At 62.9% G+C, this 22,057-nt stretch carries 17 protein-coding genes and 1 tRNA gene; 3 read left to right on the top strand and 15 right to left on the bottom strand.

Annotated elements, in window-relative coordinates; genetic code table 11:
* Positions 1 to 716: 716 nt before the first annotated feature.
* Together KPL76_RS07115 and KPL76_RS07110 are read right to left on the bottom strand one after the other, a co-directional pair.
* Positions 717 to 1,964: a hypothetical protein gene (locus KPL76_RS07115; RefSeq protein WP_216335749.1), complete on the bottom strand. Its 1,248-nt coding sequence runs from the start codon at positions 1,962 to 1,964 to the stop codon at positions 717 to 719.
* A complete protein-coding gene (locus KPL76_RS07110) occupies positions 1,862 to 2,959 on the bottom strand; it encodes a hypothetical protein (RefSeq protein WP_216335748.1) in 1,098 nt (365 codons plus the stop codon). Before KPL76_RS07110 ends, KPL76_RS07115 begins: the two co-directional genes overlap by 103 nt.
* Positions 2,960 to 4,104: 1,145 nt before the next feature.
* On the opposite strand from KPL76_RS07110, the gene KPL76_RS07105 reads away from it, so the two are divergent.
* Positions 4,105 to 4,305 (top strand): hypothetical protein, encoded by a 201-nt coding sequence (locus KPL76_RS07105; RefSeq protein ID WP_216335747.1) that lies wholly within the window; start codon positions 4,105 to 4,107, stop codon positions 4,303 to 4,305.
* Positions 4,306 to 4,347: 42 nt separating this feature from the next.
* Here the strand turns inward: KPL76_RS07105 and KPL76_RS07100 are convergent, their stop codons facing one another.
* The 5 genes from KPL76_RS07100 to KPL76_RS07080 all read right to left on the bottom strand — a co-directional run bounded on the left by KPL76_RS07100 (position 4,348) and on the right by KPL76_RS07080 (position 8,696).
* Entirely contained in the window at positions 4,348 to 5,049 is a 702-nt protein-coding gene (locus KPL76_RS07100) for a DUF4145 domain-containing protein (RefSeq protein ID WP_216335746.1), read from the bottom strand.
* Positions 5,050 to 5,302: 253 nt separating this feature from the next.
* Positions 5,303 to 5,374 (bottom strand) — tRNA-Gln (locus KPL76_RS07095).
* A gap of 107 nt (positions 5,375 to 5,481) precedes the next feature.
* A complete protein-coding gene (locus tag KPL76_RS07090; protein ID WP_216335745.1) occupies positions 5,482 to 6,441 on the bottom strand; it encodes an NAD(P)/FAD-dependent oxidoreductase in 960 nt (319 codons plus the stop codon).
* Between the two features lies 1 nt (position 6,442).
* Positions 6,443 to 7,957 carry a glutamate--tRNA ligase gene (gene gltX / locus KPL76_RS07085; protein ID WP_216335744.1) on the bottom strand — a complete coding sequence of 505 codons (1,515 nt, stop codon included), beginning with the start codon at positions 7,955 to 7,957 and terminating at the stop codon, positions 6,443 to 6,445.
* Positions 7,958 to 8,033: 76 nt separating this feature from the next.
* Positions 8,034 to 8,696, bottom strand: a complete 663-nt coding sequence (locus tag KPL76_RS07080) for a TetR/AcrR family transcriptional regulator (protein ID WP_216335743.1) — start codon at positions 8,694 to 8,696, stop codon at positions 8,034 to 8,036.
* Positions 8,697 to 8,894: 198 nt separating this feature from the next.
* Between KPL76_RS07080 and KPL76_RS07075 the strand changes: the two genes are divergently transcribed.
* On the top strand, positions 8,895 to 9,281 hold the full coding sequence (locus KPL76_RS07075) for a VOC family protein (RefSeq protein WP_216335742.1): 387 nt from the start codon (positions 8,895 to 8,897) through the stop codon (positions 9,279 to 9,281).
* 45 nt (positions 9,282 to 9,326) lie between these two features.
* Here KPL76_RS07075 and KPL76_RS07070 read toward each other — a convergent pair whose 3' ends face one another.
* From KPL76_RS07070 to KPL76_RS07040, 7 genes are all read right to left on the bottom strand, one after another.
* Positions 9,327 to 10,385, bottom strand: coding sequence for a hypothetical protein (locus KPL76_RS07070; RefSeq protein ID WP_216335741.1), 1,059 nt, complete (start codon positions 10,383 to 10,385; stop codon positions 9,327 to 9,329).
* 10 nt (positions 10,386 to 10,395) lie between these two features.
* On the bottom strand, positions 10,396 to 12,888 hold the full coding sequence (locus tag KPL76_RS07065; RefSeq protein ID WP_216335740.1) for an Ig-like domain-containing protein: 2,493 nt from the start codon (positions 12,886 to 12,888) through the stop codon (positions 10,396 to 10,398).
* Between the two features lie 357 nt (positions 12,889 to 13,245).
* Positions 13,246 to 14,250, bottom strand: a complete 1,005-nt coding sequence (gene mgrA / locus KPL76_RS07060) for an L-glyceraldehyde 3-phosphate reductase (protein ID WP_216335739.1) — start codon at positions 14,248 to 14,250, stop codon at positions 13,246 to 13,248.
* Between the two features lie 160 nt (positions 14,251 to 14,410).
* The gene (locus tag KPL76_RS07055) at positions 14,411 to 15,181 is read right to left on the bottom strand and encodes a fumarylacetoacetate hydrolase family protein (protein WP_216335738.1); all 771 of its coding nucleotides are present in this window, start codon (positions 15,179 to 15,181) and stop codon (positions 14,411 to 14,413) included.
* Positions 15,182 to 15,340: 159 nt separating this feature from the next.
* Entirely contained in the window at positions 15,341 to 16,480 is a 1,140-nt protein-coding gene (locus KPL76_RS07050) for a branched-chain amino acid aminotransferase (protein WP_216335737.1), read from the bottom strand.
* Positions 16,481 to 16,562: 82 nt separating this feature from the next.
* Complete coding sequence (locus KPL76_RS07045) at positions 16,563 to 17,690, bottom strand: 3-isopropylmalate dehydrogenase (protein WP_216335736.1); 1,128 nt, start codon at positions 17,688 to 17,690, stop codon at positions 16,563 to 16,565.
* A gap of 88 nt (positions 17,691 to 17,778) precedes the next feature.
* Positions 17,779 to 19,446, bottom strand: a complete 1,668-nt coding sequence (locus KPL76_RS07040) for an MFS transporter (protein ID WP_253202215.1) — start codon at positions 19,444 to 19,446, stop codon at positions 17,779 to 17,781.
* A 186-nt stretch (positions 19,447 to 19,632) separates the two neighbouring features.
* Between KPL76_RS07040 and KPL76_RS07035 the strand changes: the two genes are divergently transcribed.
* Positions 19,633 to 20,208, top strand: coding sequence for a TetR/AcrR family transcriptional regulator (locus KPL76_RS07035; RefSeq protein ID WP_216335735.1), 576 nt, complete (start codon positions 19,633 to 19,635; stop codon positions 20,206 to 20,208).
* 122 nt (positions 20,209 to 20,330) lie between these two features.
* Here the strand turns inward: KPL76_RS07035 and serA are convergent, their stop codons facing one another.
* The gene (gene serA / locus KPL76_RS07030; RefSeq protein ID WP_216335734.1) at positions 20,331 to 21,920 is read right to left on the bottom strand and encodes a phosphoglycerate dehydrogenase; all 1,590 of its coding nucleotides are present in this window, start codon (positions 21,918 to 21,920) and stop codon (positions 20,331 to 20,333) included.
* Between the last annotated feature and the right edge of the window lie 137 nt (positions 21,921 to 22,057).

Genomic DNA, 22,057 nt, shown 5'->3' with positions numbered 1-22,057 from the left:
TACATTTCAACCGTCGCTGACAAGGACCAAGCGCCCGCCTTCCTATCTTCGAGGGCACGACCCGGCTGAGGCGTTCATACAACGGAGCGATCGAGGACAGGGGCATCGGGGTGATCGACGGCCACATCAGAGCGATGCCTTGGGATGAAGTTCTGCGCTATCGAGCGGCCGCTCATCAACTTGGACAGGACCTGCAGCCGAACGGGTGGGCTGCAGCGAAAGGCTCAAGCTCCGAGACGAAGCCCGTCGCCAACTAAATCGAGGATGACACCGTGTTCAATCAGCGTCGGATGAAGGATGGGTACACCTTCGATAGTGATGACGACCGAATCCGGTATTTCCACGTACCGGGCTGGCATGAGCATCCAATCCAGGATTGGCAGTCCGACAAGTTGCCGATAGATCTCGGAGTAGGCGCAAGCCCCGCATCGAACAAATCGTCGCCGGTAAACTCGGGCTCGTCACGCGTTACTTCATCGATGAAATCGAAATCGGGGCCAACCGCGCGGAGTTCATTGGAGAATGCTGCAAGGCAGTGTTGGCTGGAGGAAACATCTCCGATCGAAATAGCGTCTGCAACTTGTCGAGCCGCCACCATCGCTTTCAAAGCTTCCTCCGTTCGAATCGTTGCAAATTTCTAGTCTCGCGCATTGACTCCCATATAGAGAAGCTGAAGACATTGCGCTCTGAAAGCGGGCGTCAAGGTTTGTCGCTGCTCAGTCCGCTTTAGAGTCATTCAATTTGCTCAACCGGGACTTACGCTTCTCGTACAGTTCAGTAATCTCAACCGCCAGGGTCTTGAAGAACGAGATCCCCAAGGCTCCGGCGACCGTAATCGCGATGCCGCCGACAAATATCTGCAACTCTCGTGTTGCCTGTCCCGCACTATCAACATATTGAAGAGCTAAAGGTTGAGTTGAAACCTCTGGGCGCTGGACGTCCCAGGACTGAAGACTTGAACTGTACTGCAGATTGCCAGATGCTTGAGTTACGGCATCTCCTTGCGCCTGAGTTAGTCGGTCCAAGACTGGGTCAACACTTTCTACCGACCGCCAATCACTAACTACTGATGCACTGGTACCGTCGCCTGGACTGACAGCCGTTTGCATTGGATAGTCGAAAGCGTTGAAACCGGCTCCCGGCTGCCAGAGCCCGACCTTTGCAAACGTGCAGGTGAATGAAGCGAAGTATCCGTCGTAATATCGATCCCCACTATCTTTCGTTAGGTTCCAGCTCCACCGATAAGCCTTGAACACGCTCGGCTGAAGCACGGTGTATTTGAGCGCACTCGCCTGGTCAGCCGGCGTTTGAGTGAGCTGATCCGCCTGAAGATTGGGAGCAGGCTGGCTTTCGCTCGGGCTACCCGCAGTGTTTGAGATGCTCGTCAAAGACACGACTGCTCCACGCTGTTCAGCGGTGCTCAGATCTTCGTATGACAGATTTCGGGTGACCCGCACCGATAGGTCGTCACACGATTGAAGCGACTCCGCGATCGCTCCGCTTAGAACTACCGACACTCCCGCTGGATCTTTGGTCAAGCCGGTTTGGTCTATTGGCTGAGAATGTAGGCTTCTCGTCTGTAGATCGGGCGTCTGAAGTGCGACGTCTTTCTGAGACGCGTGACCATAGCTCATTCCGAAAAATATACGAGGTAGATCCGTCGCGGCCGGATCGACATTGAGCATTTTGGTCGTTGTAGCGAGCGCGGTGGCGGGATCGTTTTGGGCAAACGCTACAAATTCTGAGCTCAGCTGGGTTGAGCTTGGCGGAACTGAAAGCGCGGCAAGGCCCGGAGCAACAAACGCAAGGCAGATTATCGCGATCAGGATCGCCGCACCAATAAGGCGCACCCAAGGTTTCATCAGCCGTCTTTGCCTTTGCGGGCTTGCGGCCACCAAGAAACGACACGATCGCTCGTCCAGTCGGCTAAATGCTTGAGGATAGCGATCAGCAAAGTTGCGCATGTCGCGAACGCTAGACCGAGGAAAAGGAGTTGGAGATCACGCTGATTTTGAGCGTCGGCTTTTTGGTAGGTGGCCTGGAACTGGTTGAGGGACATCCTGTCGTGCGGTGCAGATGGCTGCGTGTTCCACGCTTCCCATGACCCTTCAAACGTTGTCAGGCCAGTCGATCCGTAGTCGGGCTTCTGGCTCGAGAACTGTAAGGGATCTGCTCTGTCATACTTCAGTACTATCTTGCGGTCGATGTAGAGCGACGAGTCCCCACCACTGAATCCGGTTTCGGTAAACAACGAAGGAAAGGTGAAGATCTGCTGATCCCCTTGTGACGACCAGAACGCCTCCGGCTTGATACTGCAAGTGAACTGAGTCTCAAAAGAGTTGAGGGTTCGATTCACTGACTGGGTCGCATCAACGGCACTGGTGCCAACAAACGTGCGTTGATCGGGCAAGTACACCGTCGGAACCAAAACAGAATAAGAACGTCCTTCGGCCTGATTTCGCGCATCAGACTCACTCATTATTCGGCCGTCCTCACTATCGTCTGTCAGCCCAGTGGTCGAGGAGAATTGGAGGGAATCAAGCACACTTGCTTTCTGAAAGTCTGTTAGAGCGGAATACGAACTGAGCTTTTCAGACCAGGTCAGACCGTCCCCATAACAAGTTCCCACATTTCTTGCTATCGGTCCAGATAGAACGAAGGCTGCAGAGCTTTCGGTGCCTGTGGAGGGAATAGTGGTCGAAACGGCGAAACGGAGAACGACTGTGTCGGTATGTTCGGGGTCCAACGACCCATCACTGTAGACCCAGCCCCATGCGGCTCCTGACTGTTGAGGCAGCGCTAGCACGACGAGACTACCGGTTGTCTTGTTGCCTGATGACTTCTGGAATACAGCAGATGTTGAAGAGATAGCCCAAATAATGTATGCAAGCACCACAAAGAGCGTCGCTACTGCGCCAAAGAAGAGCACGCGTCGCGTCAGCCTCGATTTCCCCTCCATGATGTGATGTTAGTGGGTAATTTCGCCACCCCGGGGGGGCTCGGAGTGCAGCAGTCGCCGTTCCGCTGTTGGAGTACATCCGTGGCTATTAATCATTACTCAGCTTCAATGGGGTGATGACAGGGTCGGAGCGTGGTGTGTCGTCGGGTGTTGTGCGGAAGAAGCCGACCGAGCAGTCGTATGCGAACGAGCTAGGAATCGTCGTGATCCACTCCGTTTGCGCCAAGCAATTGAACGCAGTTAGGGCCGGTAGCGCTTTAAAGCAGTCAACCGATCAGTTTCAGGGCATGCTCCACCTGTGCTCGTAAAGTAGGCAACAGGGAAACGCGTCGAATTGCTTTTGGAATGCGGTTCATTCTTTGCGGGGTGGGACATAAACGTCCAATAAAAGAAGTGCCATCGCGTCGGCTGCAAGGTGGCGGCCTTCACGACCAGAGGAAACGGCTCGGCGGGGCCTTGAAGTTGCACGCAGACAACTGACAAACGACAAACTTCACATCGCGCAGTCACCGCGGGCCGCCCTGCGGTCGGCAACATAGGAGAGCTGAACTTGGAGAATCTCAGCTGGCGTGAGCTGCAAGTGACCCATGTGTCTCGGCGGCCGGGACGCACGCTCAATGTGGAGAAGTTGTACCTAGACCGGCCTGGGTCCGATGTGGAAGAGGGTTACCAACTGTGAGCGCCGAGCAAGTTGGATTCGCCCGCGACTTGGGTGAGAACGGCTACGCCGAAGCACATATCAGAGAGGCTGCGGGTCTCGGAGTAACGAACATCTTCCATTTCGGAAGCTACGGGTTGGCCCATGGTGGGCGGGGCGAAATCGACAAAAACGGGCGCAATTGGACCCTCGAACATATTGAGGGTCTGTGCGTCGAGTTTGGTGTCACCGGTATCTTCATCACGCCGAGCGGCGGTGACAGACTCGCCCTGGCCAACTCGGAACCTGGCGATGGGCTGCCTCTCCGACCGCACGCAGCAAGGCGCCAAGTGATCGCTCCTGCGGATGCTGTCATCTGGTTCGCGAAGGAACTCGCAAGGCCGCCGTCGCGCCTTCTCCAAGTGACAGCTCTGGGAAGTGACGGTCCCCGAGGAGGTCCATCTCCAAAAGACGATCTAAGCGTGACGCGTTGCGGTACACCTTCGAAGTGTTCGAGCGGCATGAATCGATTCTCATCACCTATCAGTGGAAGCCGTTCGCCGTCATTCGGCCTATCGACACCCACTTCCCTGTCACGATCACGCGCGGCCAGCTCGTCCGGCTGAGTGCGCTCTTCGGCGACGAGCTCACGCCACCGCAACTTGCCGAACTGGCTATCACTACGTTCACCGAGCGCCTCCCCGAGTAGCCCCGACCAAGACAGGTAGCTCGACCGGGGCAGGATCGAGAGCTAAATGAGGAGCGTAGTTTCATCTTGAGAAACAGATTCTTCCGCCTTCGTTGTGGGGTCGGCAGCCTCCGCCTCGCGTCGAAGCTCGTCTAGCTCGCCGGGAACCTCAAACAAATTGCGCAATACCTGCGTGGTGAAACGAAGTGAACGCTCAACCTCGGGCGCCGTAAGCCTCTCATCCGTGTAGTGCGCACCGCTGTTTCCGATCTGACGAATGTGAGTCATGACATCCTTGAAATCGAGTGTCACGTAACCCTCCTCGACCAGTTTCCTGATCGAACTAACGAGCTGCTTCTCTTTAATTCCTTTATGAGCAGCAGCAGCCTCGAGCGTCTTTCGAAGTTGCACCGCCGCGGCGTCTGGCACACCGGCTTGGAGAACCCTCGAGGCGTCCTCATAGAACCCACGAACGTCGTCGGGGAGATGACTTACCGCCACAGCGGGGTCCTCGCCGCTGGGCGTCGCGCGCAAGGCGGTCACATCAGATCTCGGACTAATGCTTGAGTCGCCGGAATTGACATCGTCCTGCATGGACATTTCAACCAGGGTGACGCGCCCGCATCGAGGACAAGAAAGGGCGGCCCAGTAATGTTGAACGTTCTGGGCGTCCTTCAGTCTCCGATCCGACCACTGCACAGTCATCGCTACCTGTACCGTTCGACAATAGCCACAATCGCGATACTTGACTTCCTCGAATTTCATAAGTACATCTTGGCCCAACGGTACGAGTCGCGCAGACCAGTAACGTGTGCACTTGCACCTGACGGCGGTGTCTCGTATCTCTAGAGATACACGACACAGTCAGCGCCCTGTTCGAGCGGCATTGTCAAAAGGAGGCCAATTGTCGAGGCTCTGCTGACTCGTAATCGCAGTAAATGGGCGAGAATACCGACTCGCGTCTAATACGACCGTTCATCGAAACGAAAAAAGCCCCGAAATTCCCGGGGCTTTGAAGCTGGGGTACCTGGACTCGAACCAAGAACAAAAGAATCAGAATCTTCCGTGTTGCCAATTACACCATACCCCAAGGGCCCCAACCGAAGCTCGGGCGCCAGCTATCGACTCTAGCTTATGGCGGCCGTACTCCCAAACCGGCGCGGGCCGCCGGGAGAGTCTGCCGCTGTCAGACGGCTTCTAGAGAATGCCGATCAGGTGCCGGTTGATCGCGGCCGCCACCTTGGCACCCTCGCCCGCCGCGACGATGAGCTGCTGCGCGCCTGGCGGGGTCGAGTCGCCGGCCGCGAAGACGCCGGAAACCGAGGTGCGCCCGTTGCCGTCGACCACCAGCAGGTTCTCGTCGTCGGTCTGAAGGCCGAGCATCGATTCGTAGTCGAGGGCGGTGGTCCACTCGGGGCGCACGAAACCGCCGCTTCGCGCAATGACGGTGCCGTCTGTGAGGGAGATGCCGGTCATCCCGCTGCGGTCGCCCTCGATGTCGGCGATCGGGCGGCGTTCGACGCCGATTCCGCGCGCATCGAGCGCTGCCGCGTCTGCCGGGGTGAGCACGTCGGCCCCATTCGTGAACACGATGAGGTCGTTCGACCACTGCGAGAGCAGCAGGGCCCGTTCGGCGAGGTCTCCGGTTTCGCCGATGAGGGCGAGCGGGGCATTCGACTTCTCGTAGCCGTCGCATTCGGTGCAGCTGTGCATGCTTGTGCCGTAAAAGGCCCGGATGCTCGGCAGCGCCGGCAGCGTCTCGAGGAGCCCGGTCGCAATGAGCAGGGTGCGGGCCGTCGCCGTTCGGTCGCCCGAACCACGGATGCCCTTGGAGTGCACCACGATCAGCTCGCCCACCGGCTCGCCGTCTGGGCCGGGCTCCTCGATGCGTTCGATCGAAATGACCATGGCCTGGTGGAAGCTGGCTTCGGGGTACTTCTCGAACTCCTCACGGCCGAGCTTGCGCAGCAGCAGCGGGGGCACGCCGTCGCGGGTCAGGAACCCGTGCGACATGAGGGTGGCCGAGTGTCGGGGTCGATTGCTGTCGAGCATCAGCACGCGGCGGCGCGCCCGCACCAGGTTGAGCCCGGCGCTGAGCCCGGCCGGACCCGCGCCGATGATGATGACGTCGAACACCTCGTCGGCAGCCTCAGTCACGTCAGCGCTCCTGCGTGAGACGCACGAGTCGCGCGATCGACTCCTGCTTGCCGAGGATCTGCATCGACTCGAAGAGAGGCGGCGAGATCTTGCGCCCACTCAACGCGACCCGCAGCGGCCCGTACGCGATGCGCGGCTTGAGGCCGAGCCCGTCGATGAGCGCGATGGCGAGGTCGTCTTTGATGCGCTCGTGCGTGAAATTCTCGAGTTCGATCAACTCGAGGGCCCCGACGGCAGCGGCCAGAATGACGCCGGTGTTCTCGGGGAGGGTGGCCAGGGCATCCGGCTGGTACTCGACATCGGCGGCCTGCTGGAACAGGAAGCCGAGCATGGCGGGCGCCTCGCCGAGCAGGGCCATGCGCTCCTGCACGAGGGGGGCTGCTTCGGCGAGAACGGTGGCCTGGGCATCCGTCAGCGGTTCGGTCAGGATGCCCGCGCCCACCAGGTACGGAACCGTGCGTGCGGCGAAGTCATCGACCGCGAGCAGGCGGATGTGGTCACCGTTGATCGACTCGGCCTTCTTCAGGTCGAATCGCGCGGGGTTCGGGTTGACATCGACCACGTCGAACGCGGCGACCATCTCGTCGATCGAGAACACGTCGCGGTCGTGGGTGAGCGACCAGCCGAGCAGGGCCAGGTAGTTGATGAGGCCTTCGGGAATGAAGCCCCGGTCGCGGTGGTGGAAGAGGTTCGCCTCGGGGTCGCGCTTGCTCAGCTTCTTGTTGCCCTCGCCCATGACGTACGGCAGGTGACCGAAGCGCGGGATGAACGTGGTGACGCCGATCGACACCAGGGCGTCGTACAGGGCGATCTGCCGCGGGGTCGAACTCAGCAGGTCTTCGCCGCGCAGCACGTGGGTGATGCCCATCAGGGCATCGTCGACGGGGTTCACGAAAGTGTAGAGCGGGGCGCCGTTGGGGCGAACGACGACGAAGTCGACGAAGCTGCCGGCCGGGAAGGTGATCTCGCCGCGCACGAGGTCGTCGAAGCTGAGGTCGGTGTCTGGAACGCGCAGGCGGAGCGCGGGCACGCGGCCCTCCGCACGGAAGGCCTCGCGAGCGGCATCGGTCAGGGTGCGGTCGAAGTTGTCGTAGCCGAGCTGCTTGGCGCGGCCGTTCGCCTCGTTGCGAGCGTCGATCTCTTCGGCGGTCGAGAAGCTCTCGTAGAGGTGGCCGCTAGCCTTCAGCTTCTCGATGATCTCCTCGTAGATGCTGGTGCGCTGCGACTGCCGGTAGGGGGCGTGCGGACCGCCCTTGACGACACCCTCGTCCCAGTCGATGCGCAACCAGGTGAGCGCGTCGAGCAGCTGCTCGTAGCTCTCTTCGGAGTCGCGGGCGGCATCGGTGTCTTCGATGCGGAAGATCAGCTTGCCGCCTGTGTGGCGCGCATACGCCCAATTGAACAGGGCGGTTCTGATCAGGCCGACGTGCGGCGTACCGGTGGGCGACGGGCAGAAACGAACACGAACGTCGGTGCCGGTTGCGGTGGAGAACGGGGGGAGCTCTGAGATTGACATACTGTCGATAATTCTACCGCTCGGCCCCGGGGTGGCCAGTGCAGGGCTGGGTAGCCCGTCTTGCCTCGGGCATGGGTCAGAGGCCGCGTTCGACCATGTCGAGCAGGCGCACGGTGGCCTGGTCGACGAGGTCGTCGCTGAGGCCGCGCAGCGGCCCGTCGATCACGAGCATCCCGAGCCCGTGCACGGCAGACCACGCGTACAGCTCGGCGTACGCGCGACGCTCCGGCGGCAGGATGCCCGCGGCCGACCATGCGTCGAGAGCCGCGCCCAGTATCTGGAACGGCGTGCGGCCCGCGACACCGGCTTTCGCTGGGTCGCCGCTGTTGGCCAGGTGGTCTGGCACAGAGAACGCGGCACGGAAGAGGCCGGGTTCGTCTCGGGCGAACCGCAGGTAGCCGGTGCCGACGGCTCGCAGCAGCAGTCGGGCCGCGACGGCGGGCGCGGTGACGGACGGCGAGCTGGGTGACATCGGCAGTGCCGCGATCTCCGCCTCCATGCAGTCGGCAGCCGTGCCTTGCGCGGCGTCTGACACGGCTCGCAGCAGCGCCTGGCGGTCGGCGAAGTGCCGGTAGGCCGCGTTCGGTGAAACTCCCGCGCGGCGGGTGGCCTCACGCAGCACGACGGCATCGGGGCCGCCGGAGCGTGCCATGGCGATGCCTGCCTCGACGAGCGCGTCGCGAAGGTCTCCGTGCCGATAGGTCGAACGGCTTGACGCAGCCGAGGGGGGCAGGCTCATCTTTCTGCACGCTCCCTCTAGACTTCAGGCCGCGCACGTGTGATCGTGAAGAGCGGCGCTGATGTGAACATCGTACACATTACCGCGGGAACGTGTCTGCGCCGCTGGAGCCCGCGAGCCGCGCGGTTTCACCCCAGCTCTCTGCACTTCCCGCACCACCCAGCACCACCCCGCACCACACCGAGATCAGGAGCCACCATGTTCACTGCAGCACACGCATTCAGCGGATTCTCCGTCACTGACGTCGCAGCCGCCCACACCTTCTACGGAGAGACGCTCGGCCTCGACGTGAGCCTGAACTCGATGGGATTCCTCGAATTGAACCTGGCCAGCGGTGGCAAGGTTCTCGCGTACGGCAAGCCCAACCACTCCCCCGCATCGTTCACGATCCTGAACTTTCCGGTCGACGACATCGAGTCCGCTGTGGATGATCTGATCGCCCGGGGTGTCGAAACGAAAATCTACTCCGACGATGAGTTCCCGACCGACTCCAAGGGAATCGCCCGCGGCAACGGCTACGGCCCCGACATCGCGTGGTTCCGCGACCCGGCAGGCAACGTGCTGGCCGTGATGCAGGCCAGTTAATCGCGCAAGAACGCACAATCCTCGCTATCGCGGCCGTGCACGTAGCTATTTGGCCAGCTGCATGCCCAGTTTCGTGCACGCATCGATGGCCGGAGGCAGCGGCGGAGCACCATCGGTGAGTGTCAGGTTGTCAGAGTTCTTGATACCCCAGGGAAAGTCAAGGTTCGGCGACATGACTGAATGAGCGGGGTCGTTGAACGGAATGTGGCCAAACCCGAGCACGTGAAGAATTTCATGGGCCACGGTGCGCTCAGTCAGGTCGGCTGGGCGCGACGAGAGGTAGAGGGTCCCGTTCTTGTAGTGCCTCAATCCGTCAGGCGTCGTTTCGAACTCTCGCGGAGCCGTCTCGGCCGCGTCGATCCTGTCGCCGATGTGCGCTGTTCCGTCTTCGAACGAGATCGTTGGCGTCTCGGTTCCGGTGGCGAGCTCGATCTTCGGAAGAGTGGTACCCACCCTGGCCTCATCGTAGGCGAGTAGACCGCCCATGATCGTGGTTCGCTGCTCAGCCGTCAGGCCTTCCTTCAGTGAATACGTGATCGTTCCCGTACCTCCGTCAGGCTTAGGGATCGGGGCCAGCCAATAGTTGTACGTCGAGCTTCGATTGTCATCTTCCGTCCACCGAACCGGGTATACCTGACAGGCGTCAGAGATCACAACGGAATCTCTCGCCGAGACAGCTCGGGGTTTCGCACTCAGCGCCTTTTGCGCATAGTCGACAAGTGGCCTCCAACTGACCGGATCCGTGTACAGCTCGCGGGCCTTCCGATAGGCGTAACCATCAGCGGCGTAGGGGTTGACCGAACCGTACCCTGAATAGTCGAAGCTGACCAGCCGAGGCTCGGAGATGACCATGTGTTCGTCGTAGGAGTAGTAGGTCGCCGTGGTCTCCCATCGACCGCTGTCAGTGCACACCTGCACCATCATCAACGTGTCACCGGTACCCCCACCCTGAACCATCTGAGTCGCCTTCGGGTCGCACTCGCCGTCTTCGTGATACCCGGCGAAAGCAGGTTGCGCCCACGCAATACTGCACAGCAGGAGCACAGCGGCCCCACCGGCGACACCCTTCCGGATGCCAGCCCGACGCGAAGCTTCAGCGTCCACGAACGTCTTCTTAGCGAACATGAATTGTCACCGTTCCGATGTTTGAATCCGAATGGGCATCAGGGCCGTACGCCCTGTACCGAAAAACCGCATCCCCGGTGAATCCCGGAGCTGGGGAATAGACGAAGGCCCCCGTTTGGTCATCGATCTTCACCGTCCCGTGGTCTGGAGGATTGCCCTCGTCCAAATGCCATTCGGCTCGGTTCGTCGGGAAGATGTCGTTTGATAGGAGCCCGTGTGCGGCGTCGACGACTAGATCTTCGCCGACCCGCGCGGTATAGGGATCGTCGAGGGCGAGCGCAGGCGACCCGACGGCGACAGCAATGGCGGTAGGAAGACTGACGCGACCAGCAGCATCGGTGGCTTTGACCTCGAGCGTCTCTGGCCCGCGGTAGGCGGAATCCGGAGTGTACGTCAGTACGCCACTTGCCGTCGCAGAGGCAACACCGTGAGGCGCGACAGCGCTGATGGTTGCCGACTCCGAAAGGCATTGCACTCCGCGAAGCGCTGTTGCCAGGCCCGCGATGATCACAGGGGGTTGACCGGTGGTGCCAGCGCAGACTGGCGCACTCGGCCGCACGATGAGGCTCGTGGAAGCGGTCGCACCGTTCACCTCTGCTGTGACACTGGCCTTTGCCGGTGCTCCCGTGTCAACCTCGGTGACCGTCAACGCGAACTCTGCGACATCTCCAGCCGACACGTGCGCCTTCGTGAAGGTCAGCGTGCCAGCGACGTCGTCGGTCGCGCGATCCCAGCCGGTGGGGATGCTCGGCACAGCATCGATCGAGAGGTGGTCGAAATCGTATTCGACGACGGCCGAGCCCGAAGTATGTGCCGTGACAGTGAGTTGATACGTCGTTCCGCTGGTGCCTGCGCTAACGGAATCTGTCGAGAACCGACCGGTGGCTGAGAGCTGTGCAGGCTTCTCCTTGAGCGAAGGCAGAGAGGTGGTACGAGTGTTGTACTCCACGGATTCCGTCTGCCTGGTTGCCAGGGATCCGGTTGCGACTGCTCCGGGATGGAGGTGCGACGCGAAGCCGTTCGTGTCCGCCTGAAACAGCCGGACTGTGGTCGGCGTCGAACCGGGGAATCCTCCGTCGAGATAGTGTGGCACCCACATGGCTCCGGCGGCCGCAGTGTCATCCTTCCAGCGAGGCTTTGGTGCTGGGTTGAAATCAAGATCACCCGCAAGGACCTTACGTGTGGAGTCCCAGCCGCGGAGGTCATCCGCGATGGAGCCGAAGACGACAGTCTGCCCATCTGCTGTCACGGGCGTCGTGCCATCGGCAATGGAATCGCCAGTGCCTGTATCCGAGTTCAACGCATAGGCGACGCCCAAGCCGTCGGTACTGAAGTCGTCGAGATTCTTACGCATCGACACGGGCTGAACCGACTGCGGCCGCCCCTCGGGGGACAACCCGACCGAGTAGACGTCGAGGGCGTCATTGTCATCCACAAAGGTCTGACACCCGCTGCAGTCGCCCGTGATTGAGAGGAGCGGATTGATCGACGTCACGACCACGCTTGCTCCGTTCGCTGCAATCGACACGGCGATCGACCCTCCGAATGCTTCCAACCAGCGCCGCGTTCGGTGCGTCGATTGAGCTTTGGCTGCGACCTCGGCGTCTGACGGAGACGCTGAATCGTCGAGGAGGAGAGACACGCGATGCGTGTGTGCTGACGTCAGGTCACGCACGTAGGCATCGAGCATCTGACTTGTCTTCGGAAGATCACCCGACTCAACCAGATCGGACGCGCCAGACATGAACGCAACCCGGGAGCCGTCTGCCGAGATGCTTGGTCGCGATGAGTCACCGTCAGCGGGTGACGCTGTGCCTGCCGCATTCGAGACCATCGCCGCAGTTGCGTCGACGCGATCGTAGCGGAAGACCTGTGAAGGCTTGGGCTTGTCAGCGCCTGGTGCGCCGGTCTTGCCACTTTCGGCAGACGCCGTACCCGCACCAGAGGTGAAAGCGATGTACCGACCGTCTGCGGAAATCGACGGCTGGCGGCCCTCGTGCACGCTGGTGACGTCGTCGGTCTCACTGTCGTAGACCTCGATCGTCGGTACCCCCGTGAAGTCTGGACCGAGGTTGTTGACGCCCGGAACGGTCGACACGAATGCGACGTGACGACCGTCTGCAGAGATGACGGGCGACGCATTCTCGCCATCGTCGACCTGTGCTCGAGCGGCCAGCGTTTCTGTCTCTGGCGCATGCCGAGAGGTGATGAGGCGAGCGGAGGCCTCGTTCATGTCTCGATACGCGATCTGTGCGCCGCCATTCGGGCCAGGGTCACTGGAGAACACATCCCGATCGGTCGTCATGAAGGTGACGAAGCGGCCGTCGCCAGAGATCGATGCAGAGAACGACGAACCGGTGGAAGTGGAGTCACGTGCGTGCGTGGACACCAGGTCGACCGAGCCGGACACGGTGTTCTTACGGTAGACGTGTCGTTCGTCGCCCTGAGCATCCGGAGTGAGCTTTGCGGTTGATTCGAACACCGTATATGCACCATCGCCCGAGATTGACACTGTTGTGCCCGTTTCGACCAGCGAGGGGCCTGAGTTCTCCCAGACGTTTCGTGGCACGTAATAGTCCGAGTGTGGACTCGCGAATGCCATTGGTGCGAAAGCGACGATGGCTGAACAAACGAACGCGGTGCCCACTACGGCGCGAGCGAGAGGTCGTATTCGGGCAGGAGAGTGACAGGGAGAAGGATCGGGTTTCATCACAGACTTTCGACGGCGGAGGCACAATGCGTTCCACAGAAGAGAGTCTCGAACCTTCAATCCATTACGGCACTTGCCCGAAGAAGGCTCACCCTGCCATTCTCATGCCCCCGGAGCGGCCACCGAATCTCAGGGGGCGAGCGCCACTTCGACCGCAGCGATCTCGGCCGCATCGAGCGCGGGGGCAGCGAGGGCCGCAACGTTCTGCTCGAGCTGCTCGACCGAGCTCGCGCCGATGATGGCCGAGGTGACGGGCGAGGTCTCACCCTGCTGCCGCAGCACCCAGAGCAGGGCGAGCTGGGCGAGGGTCTGGCCCCGGGCATCCGCGATCTCGTTCAGAGCACGGGCCTTGCCGAGGTAGCCCTGCACCTTCTCGGGAGTGAGGAAGTGCCCGACCGCGGCTCGCGACGACTCGGGAATGTTGCCGTCGAGATAGCGGCTGGTGAGCAACCCCTGCTCGAGCGGTGAGAAGACGATTGCGCCGATTCCCTCTTCACGGACAGTGTCGAGCAGGCCGGTTTCTTCGGGTCGACGGTCGAGCATCGAGTACCGGGGCTGGTGGATGAGCAGCGGCACCTTGTGCTCGGCCAGGGCAGCCTTCGCGGCGAGGGTCTGCTCAGGTGAGTAGTTGGAAATGCCGACGTAGAGCGCCTTGCCCTGGTGCACGGCCGTGGCGAGCGCGCCCATGGTCTCTTCGATCGGGGTCTCGGGATCGGGCCGGTGCGAGTAGAAGATGTCGACATAGTCGAGCCCGAGGCGGCCGAGGCTCTGGTCGAGCGACGAGAGCACGTACTTGCGTGAGCCGAAATCGCCATACGGGCCCGGCCACATGTCGTAGCCGGCCTTCGACGAGATGATGAGCTCATCGCGGTACGGCTTCAGGTCTTCGGCGAACAGGCGGCCGAAGTTGGTCTCTGCTGAGCCGTAGGGCGGCCCGTAGTTGTTTGCGAGGTCGAAGTGGGTGATTCCGAGGTCGAACGCCCGGCGCACGATGGCGCGCTGCACGTCGAGCGGCTTGGTGTGGCCGAAGTTGTGCCAGAGCCCGAGCGAGAGCGCCGGGAGCTTGAGCCCGCTGCGGCCGACCCGGCGGTACTGCATGTCGTCATAGCGGGTGGAGTCGGCTAGATAGGTCATGGAGTAATTCTGCTTTCGGAAGAGGTGGTGGAGCCCAGCGTACTGATGCCACCGGCACGAGCGGATGCCCGACAGAAGCTGTTCGAAAAGAGTTCAGTTCAGTCGGCTGCGAGGGAGAAGCTGAGCGCAAACGCGGGGGTGTGAACTCGAATGGCAAGGGTTAACGCACGGGGTTCGACAGCGTGCCGATTCCCGCAATGCTGACGTCGACGACCTGGCCCGAAGTGATCGGCCCGACTCCGGCGGGAGTGCCCGTGAGAATCACGTCTCCCGGCAACAGCGTGAACACCCGCGACACGAAGGCCACGATCTCGGGAATGCCGAAGATCATGTCTGCTGTGGTGCCCTGCTGCTTCACAACTCCATCGACGCGGGCCTCGATGCGGGCATCCGTGAAGTCGAACTCGGTCTCAATCACCGGGCCGAGCGGGCAGAACGTGTCGTAACTCTTCGCCCTGGCCCACTGGCCGTCGAGCTTCTGGATGTCGCGCGCAGTCACGTCATTCGCCACCGTGTAGCCGAACACCACCGATGCGTAGTCCTCTGCGCGCACGTTCTTCGCCACACTGCCGATCACGATGGCAAGCTCCGCCTCGTGCTCGACCTGCTCGCTGTCTGACGGCAGAACGATCGCGTCGCCGGTACCGATCACCGAGGTGTTCGGTTTGAGAAAGATGATCGGATGATCGGGCACCTCCCCGCCCATCTCCCTGGCGTGGTCCGCATAGTTCTTGCCCACCGCGACCACCTTCGACCTCGGGATGACCGGGGCAAGCAGTTTCACGCCCGCAAGCGGCACCCGCTCCCCCGTGGTCTCGAACCCCTGGAACATCGGGTCGCCGACCAGCACGACCAGGTCGTCGCCGTCGGGCCCGCTGTCGAGGATGCCGTACCGCGGGTCGTCGCCCGCACTGAATCGCACAATTTTCACCCGTTCAGCCTATCCCCGTGCATCCAAAGTGCACTTCGGGAGGAGGTGAACGGATTCGCGGCCACCAGCCGCCCACAGTGCCCGTTCTCCGCCCGAAGTACAGGGTGGTTCAGTGGGAGGAGGTCGGCGGTGCGCCGCGGGCGTGTCAGCGAGCCGGCGTCAGGCGTCGAGCCGCGTAAGCCAGCCGTGGCGGTCGGGGATGCGGCCGTACTGGATGTCGGTGAGCTCCTGGCGCAGTGACATCGTCAGCTCGCCGGCCGGAGCCCCCGCGGTACCGAGCGCGAAGTCCTCGCCGAGCAGCTGGGCGACGGGCGCGATCACAGCCGCCGTTCCGCAGGCGAACACCTCGACGATGTCGCCCGACGCCGAGCCGGCCTTCCACTCCTCGATCTCGACCTGGCGGATCTCGACGTTGTGGCCGCGATCCCGCGCGAGCTGCATGATGCTGTCGCGCGTGATCCCCTCGAGGATGCTCGACGACGCGGGCGTGACGAGCGTGCCGTCTTTGTAGACGAGAAAGAGGTTCATTCCGCCGAGCTCTTCGAGGTATTTGCCCTCCTGCGAGTCGAGAAAGAGAACCTGCGCGCAGCCCTTCTCGTAGGCGAGCTCCTGGGGCAGCAGCGACGAGGCGTAGTTGCCGCCGGTCTTCGCCGCACCCATTCCCCCGCGGCCGGCACGGTTGAACTCCGTCGAGAGCCAGATGTTCACCGGGGCGACTCCTCCGGTGAAGTAGGTACCCGCCGGGCTGGCGATCACGTAGAACCCGACCTTGCGAGCGGCACGCACGCCGAGAAAGCTCTCTGTGGCGAACATGAACGGCCGAAGGTACAGGCTCGTCTCCGGGGCATCGGGGACCCACGAGCCATCGACGGCGATCAGCTGCTTGAGCGATTCGACGAAGTCCGTGGTCGAGAGCTGGGGCAGCGCGAGGCGGCCCGCAGAGCGCTGGAGCCGGGCCGCATTCGCCTCGGGCCGGAAGGTGTGGATCGACCCGTCGGCGTGCCGGTAGGCCTTCAGCCCCTCGAAGATCTCCTGCGCGTAGTGCAGCACCGAAGCCGCGGGGTCGAGCGAGATCGGCCCGTATGGCATCACCTCGGCGTTGTGCCAGCCGTCATCGATGGTCCACTCGATCGAGACCATGTGGTCGGTGAAGTGCTTGCCGAAGCCGGGGTCGGCAAGGATGGCCTCGCGCTCGGCCTCTGCCCGGGCATCCGTCGACGGAGTGAGCTGGAAGGCCAGCGGGAATTCGGTTGCCGATTCGCCGGCAGTGGGGGCTGGTGTCGAAGCGGTGGTCGTCATGGGGTGTGTCCTCAGGTCATGAAATGGATTTCGAGGGGTGGTGCAGCGCCGGTTGGGCTGGCTGGGTGTGCGCCGATCAAGGTCAGTGTGCGGCGACCGCAAGCGATCCGAGCGCCGCCACGATCGCATCGCCCACTTCTGCAGTGCTCCGTGCGGGCAGTGCGTCAGCACCCGAGACTCTGGATGCTGCACTCGCCCGCTCCGCAAGGTCGCCGGTCACAGCATCCCGAATGCGGGCCGCTGCCCCAGGTAGCCCCTGCTGGTCGAGCAGGAGCGCCACCGACAGGATCGCGGCAGTCGGGTCGGCGATCTGCTTGCCTGCGATGTCGGGTGCAGATCCGTGCACGGGTTCGAACATGCTGGGGAAGGTGCCGGTCGGGTTGATGTTGCCCGAGGCCGCCAGCCCGATGCCGCCGCTGATCGCGCCGGCCAGGTCGGTGAGAATGTCGCCGAAGAGGTTGTCTGTGACGATCACGTCGAATTTAGCAGGGTTCGTCACGAAGAAGATGGTCGCTGCGTCGACGTGCAGGTAGTCGACGGAGACGTCGGGGAACTCGGCTGCGATTGCGTTGACTGTGCGCTGCCAGAGGCTGCCCGAGAAGACCAGCACGTTCGTCTTGTGCACGAGCGTGAGCTTCTTTCGGGGGCGGCTGGCGGCGAGTTCGAACGCGAAGCGCACCACGCGTTCGACGCCGTAGGCCGTGTTGACCGAGACCTCGTTGGCGATCTCGTGGGGCGTGCCGACGCGGATCGCGCCGCCGTTGCCGACGTACGGCCCCTCTGTGCCCTCGCGCACGACCACAAAGTCGACCTCGCCGGGATTCGAGAGCGGGCTCGTCACACCCGGGTAGATCGTCGTGGGTCGCAGGTTCACGAAGTGGTCGAGGGCAAAACGCAGCCGCAGCAGCAATCCGCGCTCGATGTTCGCGTCTTTCAGGCGCGGGTCGCCCGGCACCCCACCGACCGCACCGAGCAGAATGGCGTCGTGCGAGGCGATGGCGGCGAGATCCTCGTCGGTGAGCACGTCACCGGTCTCGAGGTAACGCGCAGCCCCGAGCGAGAAGTGTGTCTTCTCGACGGTCACTGCTTCGTCGGACGCCACGGCACCGGATGCTCCGACCGCCGCATCGAGCACCTTCAGTGCCTCGGCGATGACCTCGGGGCCGATTCCGTCTCCGGGGATGACGGCTAGGCGAATGACACGAGGCATGACTGGCTCCAACGCTGGAATGAAAAGGTTCACCCCAGATTACAGCCCGCCGCCTTCCGCACCTGCGGTGACCTTCCCGGGCGAGTGATCAGGCGCGCGCCTTGCGCAGCGTCACCAGGGCCAGGATGGTCGCGGCGACCATGAGCGCAGCGCCAATGGCCGAGGTGGTGACCACGCCACTGTCGAAGGCCTGTCGCGCGGACTCGAGCAGCACCGTGCCGAGGCTCCACGGGATCTCGCCCGAAACACCGACCGCTCCGCCCAGCGTCTCTGACGCCGAAGTGGCCTGCTCGGTCGTGAGCCCGTGCGGCAGCACGATGCTCGAACGGTAGAACGCCGTGAGAATGCTGCCGAGCACGGCCGTGCCGAGCACTGCACCGAGTTCATAGGCGGTCTCAGACACGGCCGAGGCCGCTCCTGCCTTCTCTTCTGGCACCACAGAGATGATCAGGTCGTTAGAGATCGTCTCCGCAGCCCCGATCCCGAGGGCGAGCACCGCGAAGGCAATGGCGAGGGTCCCGGCCGTCGCTCCGGCGCCGGTGAGCATGACGATCACGTAGGCGGTCGCCGAGAGCATCAGCCCGCCGGCAACCACGATGCCCGGTTTGACGAGGCGCACGAGCGGAACGACGGCAAGGCCGGCCACGACCATCACGATGAGGCCCGGCACCAGGGCGAGCGCAGCATCCATCGGCCGCAGCCCCAGCACCAACTGGAGGTGCTGCGACACGAAGAAGAGAAAGCCGACCAGCGAGACGACGCTGAGCAGGTTGACGAGCACTGCGCCGCTGAAAGCGCCGACGCGGAACAGCCTCATGTCGAGCATCGGGTTCTCACGTGAGAGCTGGCGCCGGACGAACGCGCACCCTGCGGCAAGCCCCAGGGCGAACAGGCCGATGGATGCCCAGCTGAACCCCTCGATGGCGAACTCCTTGATCGCATAGACGATCGGCACGAGCATCACGAGCGAGAGGCCGATGCTCACGAGGTCGAGCTTGCCCGGGTTCGGGTCACGCGATTCGGGAATCAGCAGGGGCGCGAAGATCAACAGAGGAATCAGCACCGGTACGGCGATGAGGAAGACGGATCCCCACCAGAAGTGCTCGAGCAGCAGACCGCCGACGATCGGGCCGAGGGCGGCTCCCGCAGCGAAGCCGGAGGCCCAGATCGCGATGGCGAGACGGCGTTGCTGCCGGTCGGCGAAGATGTTGCGCAGCAGCGAGAGCGTAGAGGGCATGAGCATCGCGCCGAAGAAAGCGAGGGCCGCGCGGGCGGCGATGAGCAGTTCGGCTGTTGGCGCGAACGCAGCGATGATCGAGACGACTCCGAATCCGACGGCACCGATCAGCAGAAGCCTGCGGCGGCCGATGCGGTCGCCGAGGTTGCCCATCGAGACGAGCAGGCCGGCGAGCACCAGCGGGTACATGTCGATGATCCACAGCTGCGCGGTGGCGCTGGGGTGCAGTGACTCGGAGATGACGGGCAGAGCGAAGCTGAGCACGGTGTTGTCAACCGAGATGAGGAGCACAGGAAGCATCAGGACGGCCAGCGCGAGCCAGCCACGCAGGCCGACGCGGAGGTCTGGGGCCGACGAACCGGTCGTCTGGCTGGATGCGACCGCGTCGGGGCGTGCGGGACGGACCGGCTCACCCTGGGTCGGAAGAGTGCGGGGGCGGGTGGGCGCGGAGACGGAGTTCGCCGCGGAGAGGTGATTCGTGGTCGAAACGGGGTTCGGGGTGAGGAGGGAGCTGGACATGAGGAGACCTGGTGTGCGTTCTGCTTCGGTGATGCTGGTGGTGCCCGGACAGGGGCGTTCAGACAATGCCCGGGTTGATCATCCCCTAGTATACCGTCTAGTCGGTACAGTAAGCCACTTCGTGTGTAATTGCTTGTCGAGCACGACTCCACGGGCGCGCTCAGCGCAGGTCGGTACGATGTGGGGATGACTTCAGCGCCGTCTGCTCGCGATCGGGTTCTCGACGCCTTCGAGACGATCCTCATCAACCAGGGTGAGCGCGCAGCGACGCTCGATGCTGTGGCAGCAGAAGCGGGCGTGAGCAAAGGCGGGTTGCTCTACCACTTCGGCTCGAAAGATGCCCTCGTCGACGGCCTGATCGAACGGCTGTCGGCGCTGGTCACCGAAGACGTCGAGAACATCCGCACGGCTCCTGCCGGCGTCGTCGACTACTTCATTCGCAGTTCGGTCAACATCGAGAGCCCGCTCGACCGGGCGATCATCTCGGCAACCCGGCTCGCCCAGGGCTCGCAGCCCAAGGCCCAGGAGGCCTTGAAGTCCATGCAGCGCGACTGGTTCGACGTTCTGGCCACGGCCGTGGGCGACGACGCCGTTGCCCGCACGATCATGCTCATCAGCGATGGGCTGTACTACAACTCGGCGCTGCTGCCGTCTGCGCTCACCGAGACCTCGAGCCGAGTCACTGCGAACATGAATGAGCTGGTTGCGATCGCCGAGGGACTGGTCGCATCACGCCGCACGGGCGCGAACGAGACTCGCTGAACTGACGCATGCGCGCTGCCCTTCGCGCGATAAGCGTCGCGGATGGGCCTCGGGTTGAAGGAAGTGACACGAAATGCTCTGACCGATCATCCGGAGCGCAGATCACGTCACTTTCTTCGACGTCAGTCGGTGATGTCGATCTCGGTGAGCACGTCGGCGTCGATCGCGATGCGCACACGCTCGAGCAGCGCCTCGGGCGCCGGTGAGTCGATCGTGAGAACACTCAGGGCCTTGCCGCCCGCGTTGGTTCGCGCGATCTGCATTCCGGCGATGTTGATGGATGCGTCGCCGAACTCCTTGCCGTAGATGGCGACGATGCCGGGGCGGTCGTCGTAGATCATCACGAGCAGGTGTTCGGCGAACGGCACCTCGACGTCGTAGCCGTTGATCTCGACGATCTTCTCGATCTGCTTGGTGCCGGTGAGGGTGCCTGAGACAGAGAGCTGCGAACCGTCGCTGAGGGCACCGGTGAGCGTGAGGATGTTGCGGTACTCCTCGCTTACCGGGTCGGTGATCAGGCGAACGGTCACCCCACGCTGCTCGGCGAGCAGGGGTGCGTTGACGTACGAGACGCTCTCGCTGACGACGTTCGTGAAGATGCCCTTGAGGGCTGCGAGCTTGAGCACACTGACATCGAAGGCGGCGATCTCGCCGCGAACGACGACATCGACGCTCGTCAACGGGCTCTTCGCGAGGCCCGAGAAGACCTGGCCGAGCTTCTCGATGAGCGCGATGCCGGGGCGCACCGACGGGTCGATGACACCGCCGGCGACGTTGACCGCGTCGGGAACGAGTTCACCCGAGAGCGCAAGGCGCACCGAACGGGCGACCGAGACGCCGGCCTTCTCCTGCGCCTCATCGGTCGACGCACCCAGATGGGGCGTGACGACGACGTTCTCGAGGCTGAGCAGCTTCTCGTCTTTCGGCGGCTCGCTGACGAAGACGTCGAGGCCTGCGCCGGCGATCACTCCGCTGGTGAGGGCGCGGTAGAGCGCGTCTTCGTCGATGAGGCCGCCGCGGGCGACGTTCACGATGAAGGCTGTCGGCTTCATGAGGGCGAGCTGGGCATCCGAGATCATGCCGGTGGTCTCCGGCGTCTTGGGCATGTGGATGGTGATGAAGTCCGACTCGGCGAGCAGCTCCTCGAGGCTGAGCAGGGTCACACCGAGCTGCTGGGCGCGGGCGGAGGTGATGTACGGGTCGTACGCGACGACGTTGACGCCGAAGGCCTGCATGCGGGCGGTGATGAGGGCGCCGATGCGGCCGAGGCCGATGATGCCGAGGGTCTTCTCGTAGAGCTCGACGCCGGTGTACTTGGAGCGCTTCCACTGGCCCTGGGCGAGAGCGCTGTGGGCCGCCGGAATGTGGCGGGCAAGGCTCAGGATGTGGCCGACGGTGAGTTCGGCGGCCGAGATGATGTTCGACGTGGGGGCGTTGACGACCATGACACCGGCCACTGTCGCAGCCTTGATGTCGACGTTGTCGAGACCGACACCCGCACGCGCAATGACCTTCAGGTGGGGCGCTGCCGCGATGGCCTCGGCGTCGACCTTCGTCGCCGATCGCACCAGGATGGCACTGGCATTCGCCAGTGCGGCAAGCAGGGCCGGCCGGTCGGTGCCGTCGACATTGACGACCTCGAAGTCGGGGCCGAGTGCGTCGACGGTGGCGGGCGAAAGTTCTTCTGCGATCAACACGACCGGTTTTGACACGAGAGTGGGTTCCTTACGGTGGGTGCGCCGGGCTGTGGCGCTGGATACACGCGGCACGGCGGCGTGACCACTCAACTTTAGTGCCTGGCGCTCCGGCGGGTCGCACTGTGACGAAACGCCCCTCACGGCACGGTGCA

Source organism: Subtercola sp. PAMC28395 (assembly GCF_018889995.1).
Lineage (GTDB): Bacteria > Actinomycetota > Actinomycetes > Actinomycetales > Microbacteriaceae > Subtercola.
Note: the sequence above shows the minus strand (reverse complement) of the source record. Positions and strands in the feature narration are given on the sequence as shown.

What these genes read in the sequence shown, in the direction of transcription:
- KPL76_RS07115 (WP_216335749.1), bottom strand. Translation starts at nt 1,964, where the DNA reads ATGCGCAACTTTGCTGATCGCTATCCTCAAGCATTTAGCCGACTGGAC.
- KPL76_RS07110 (WP_216335748.1), bottom strand. Translation starts at nt 2,959, where the DNA reads ATGGAGGGGAAATCGAGGCTGACGCGACGCGTGCTCTTCTTTGGCGCA.
- KPL76_RS07100 (WP_216335746.1), bottom strand. Translation starts at nt 5,049, where the DNA reads ATGAAATTCGAGGAAGTCAAGTATCGCGATTGTGGCTATTGTCGAACG.
- gltX (WP_216335744.1), bottom strand. Translation starts at nt 7,957, where the DNA reads ATGTCAATCTCAGAGCTCCCCCCGTTCTCCACCGCAACCGGCACCGAC.
- KPL76_RS07080 (WP_216335743.1), bottom strand. Translation starts at nt 8,696, where the DNA reads ATGAGCCTGCCCCCCTCGGCTGCGTCAAGCCGTTCGACCTATCGGCAC.
- KPL76_RS07075 (WP_216335742.1), top strand. Translation starts at nt 8,895, where the DNA reads ATGTTCACTGCAGCACACGCATTCAGCGGATTCTCCGTCACTGACGTC.
- mgrA (WP_216335739.1), bottom strand. Translation starts at nt 14,250, where the DNA reads ATGACCTATCTAGCCGACTCCACCCGCTATGACGACATGCAGTACCGC.
- KPL76_RS07050 (WP_216335737.1), bottom strand. Translation starts at nt 16,480, where the DNA reads ATGACGACCACCGCTTCGACACCAGCCCCCACTGCCGGCGAATCGGCA.
- KPL76_RS07045 (WP_216335736.1), bottom strand. Translation starts at nt 17,690, where the DNA reads ATGCCTCGTGTCATTCGCCTAGCCGTCATCCCCGGAGACGGAATCGGC.
- KPL76_RS07040 (WP_253202215.1), bottom strand. Translation starts at nt 19,446, where the DNA reads ATGTCCAGCTCCCTCCTCACCCCGAACCCCGTTTCGACCACGAATCAC.
- KPL76_RS07035 (WP_216335735.1), top strand. Translation starts at nt 19,633, where the DNA reads ATGACTTCAGCGCCGTCTGCTCGCGATCGGGTTCTCGACGCCTTCGAG.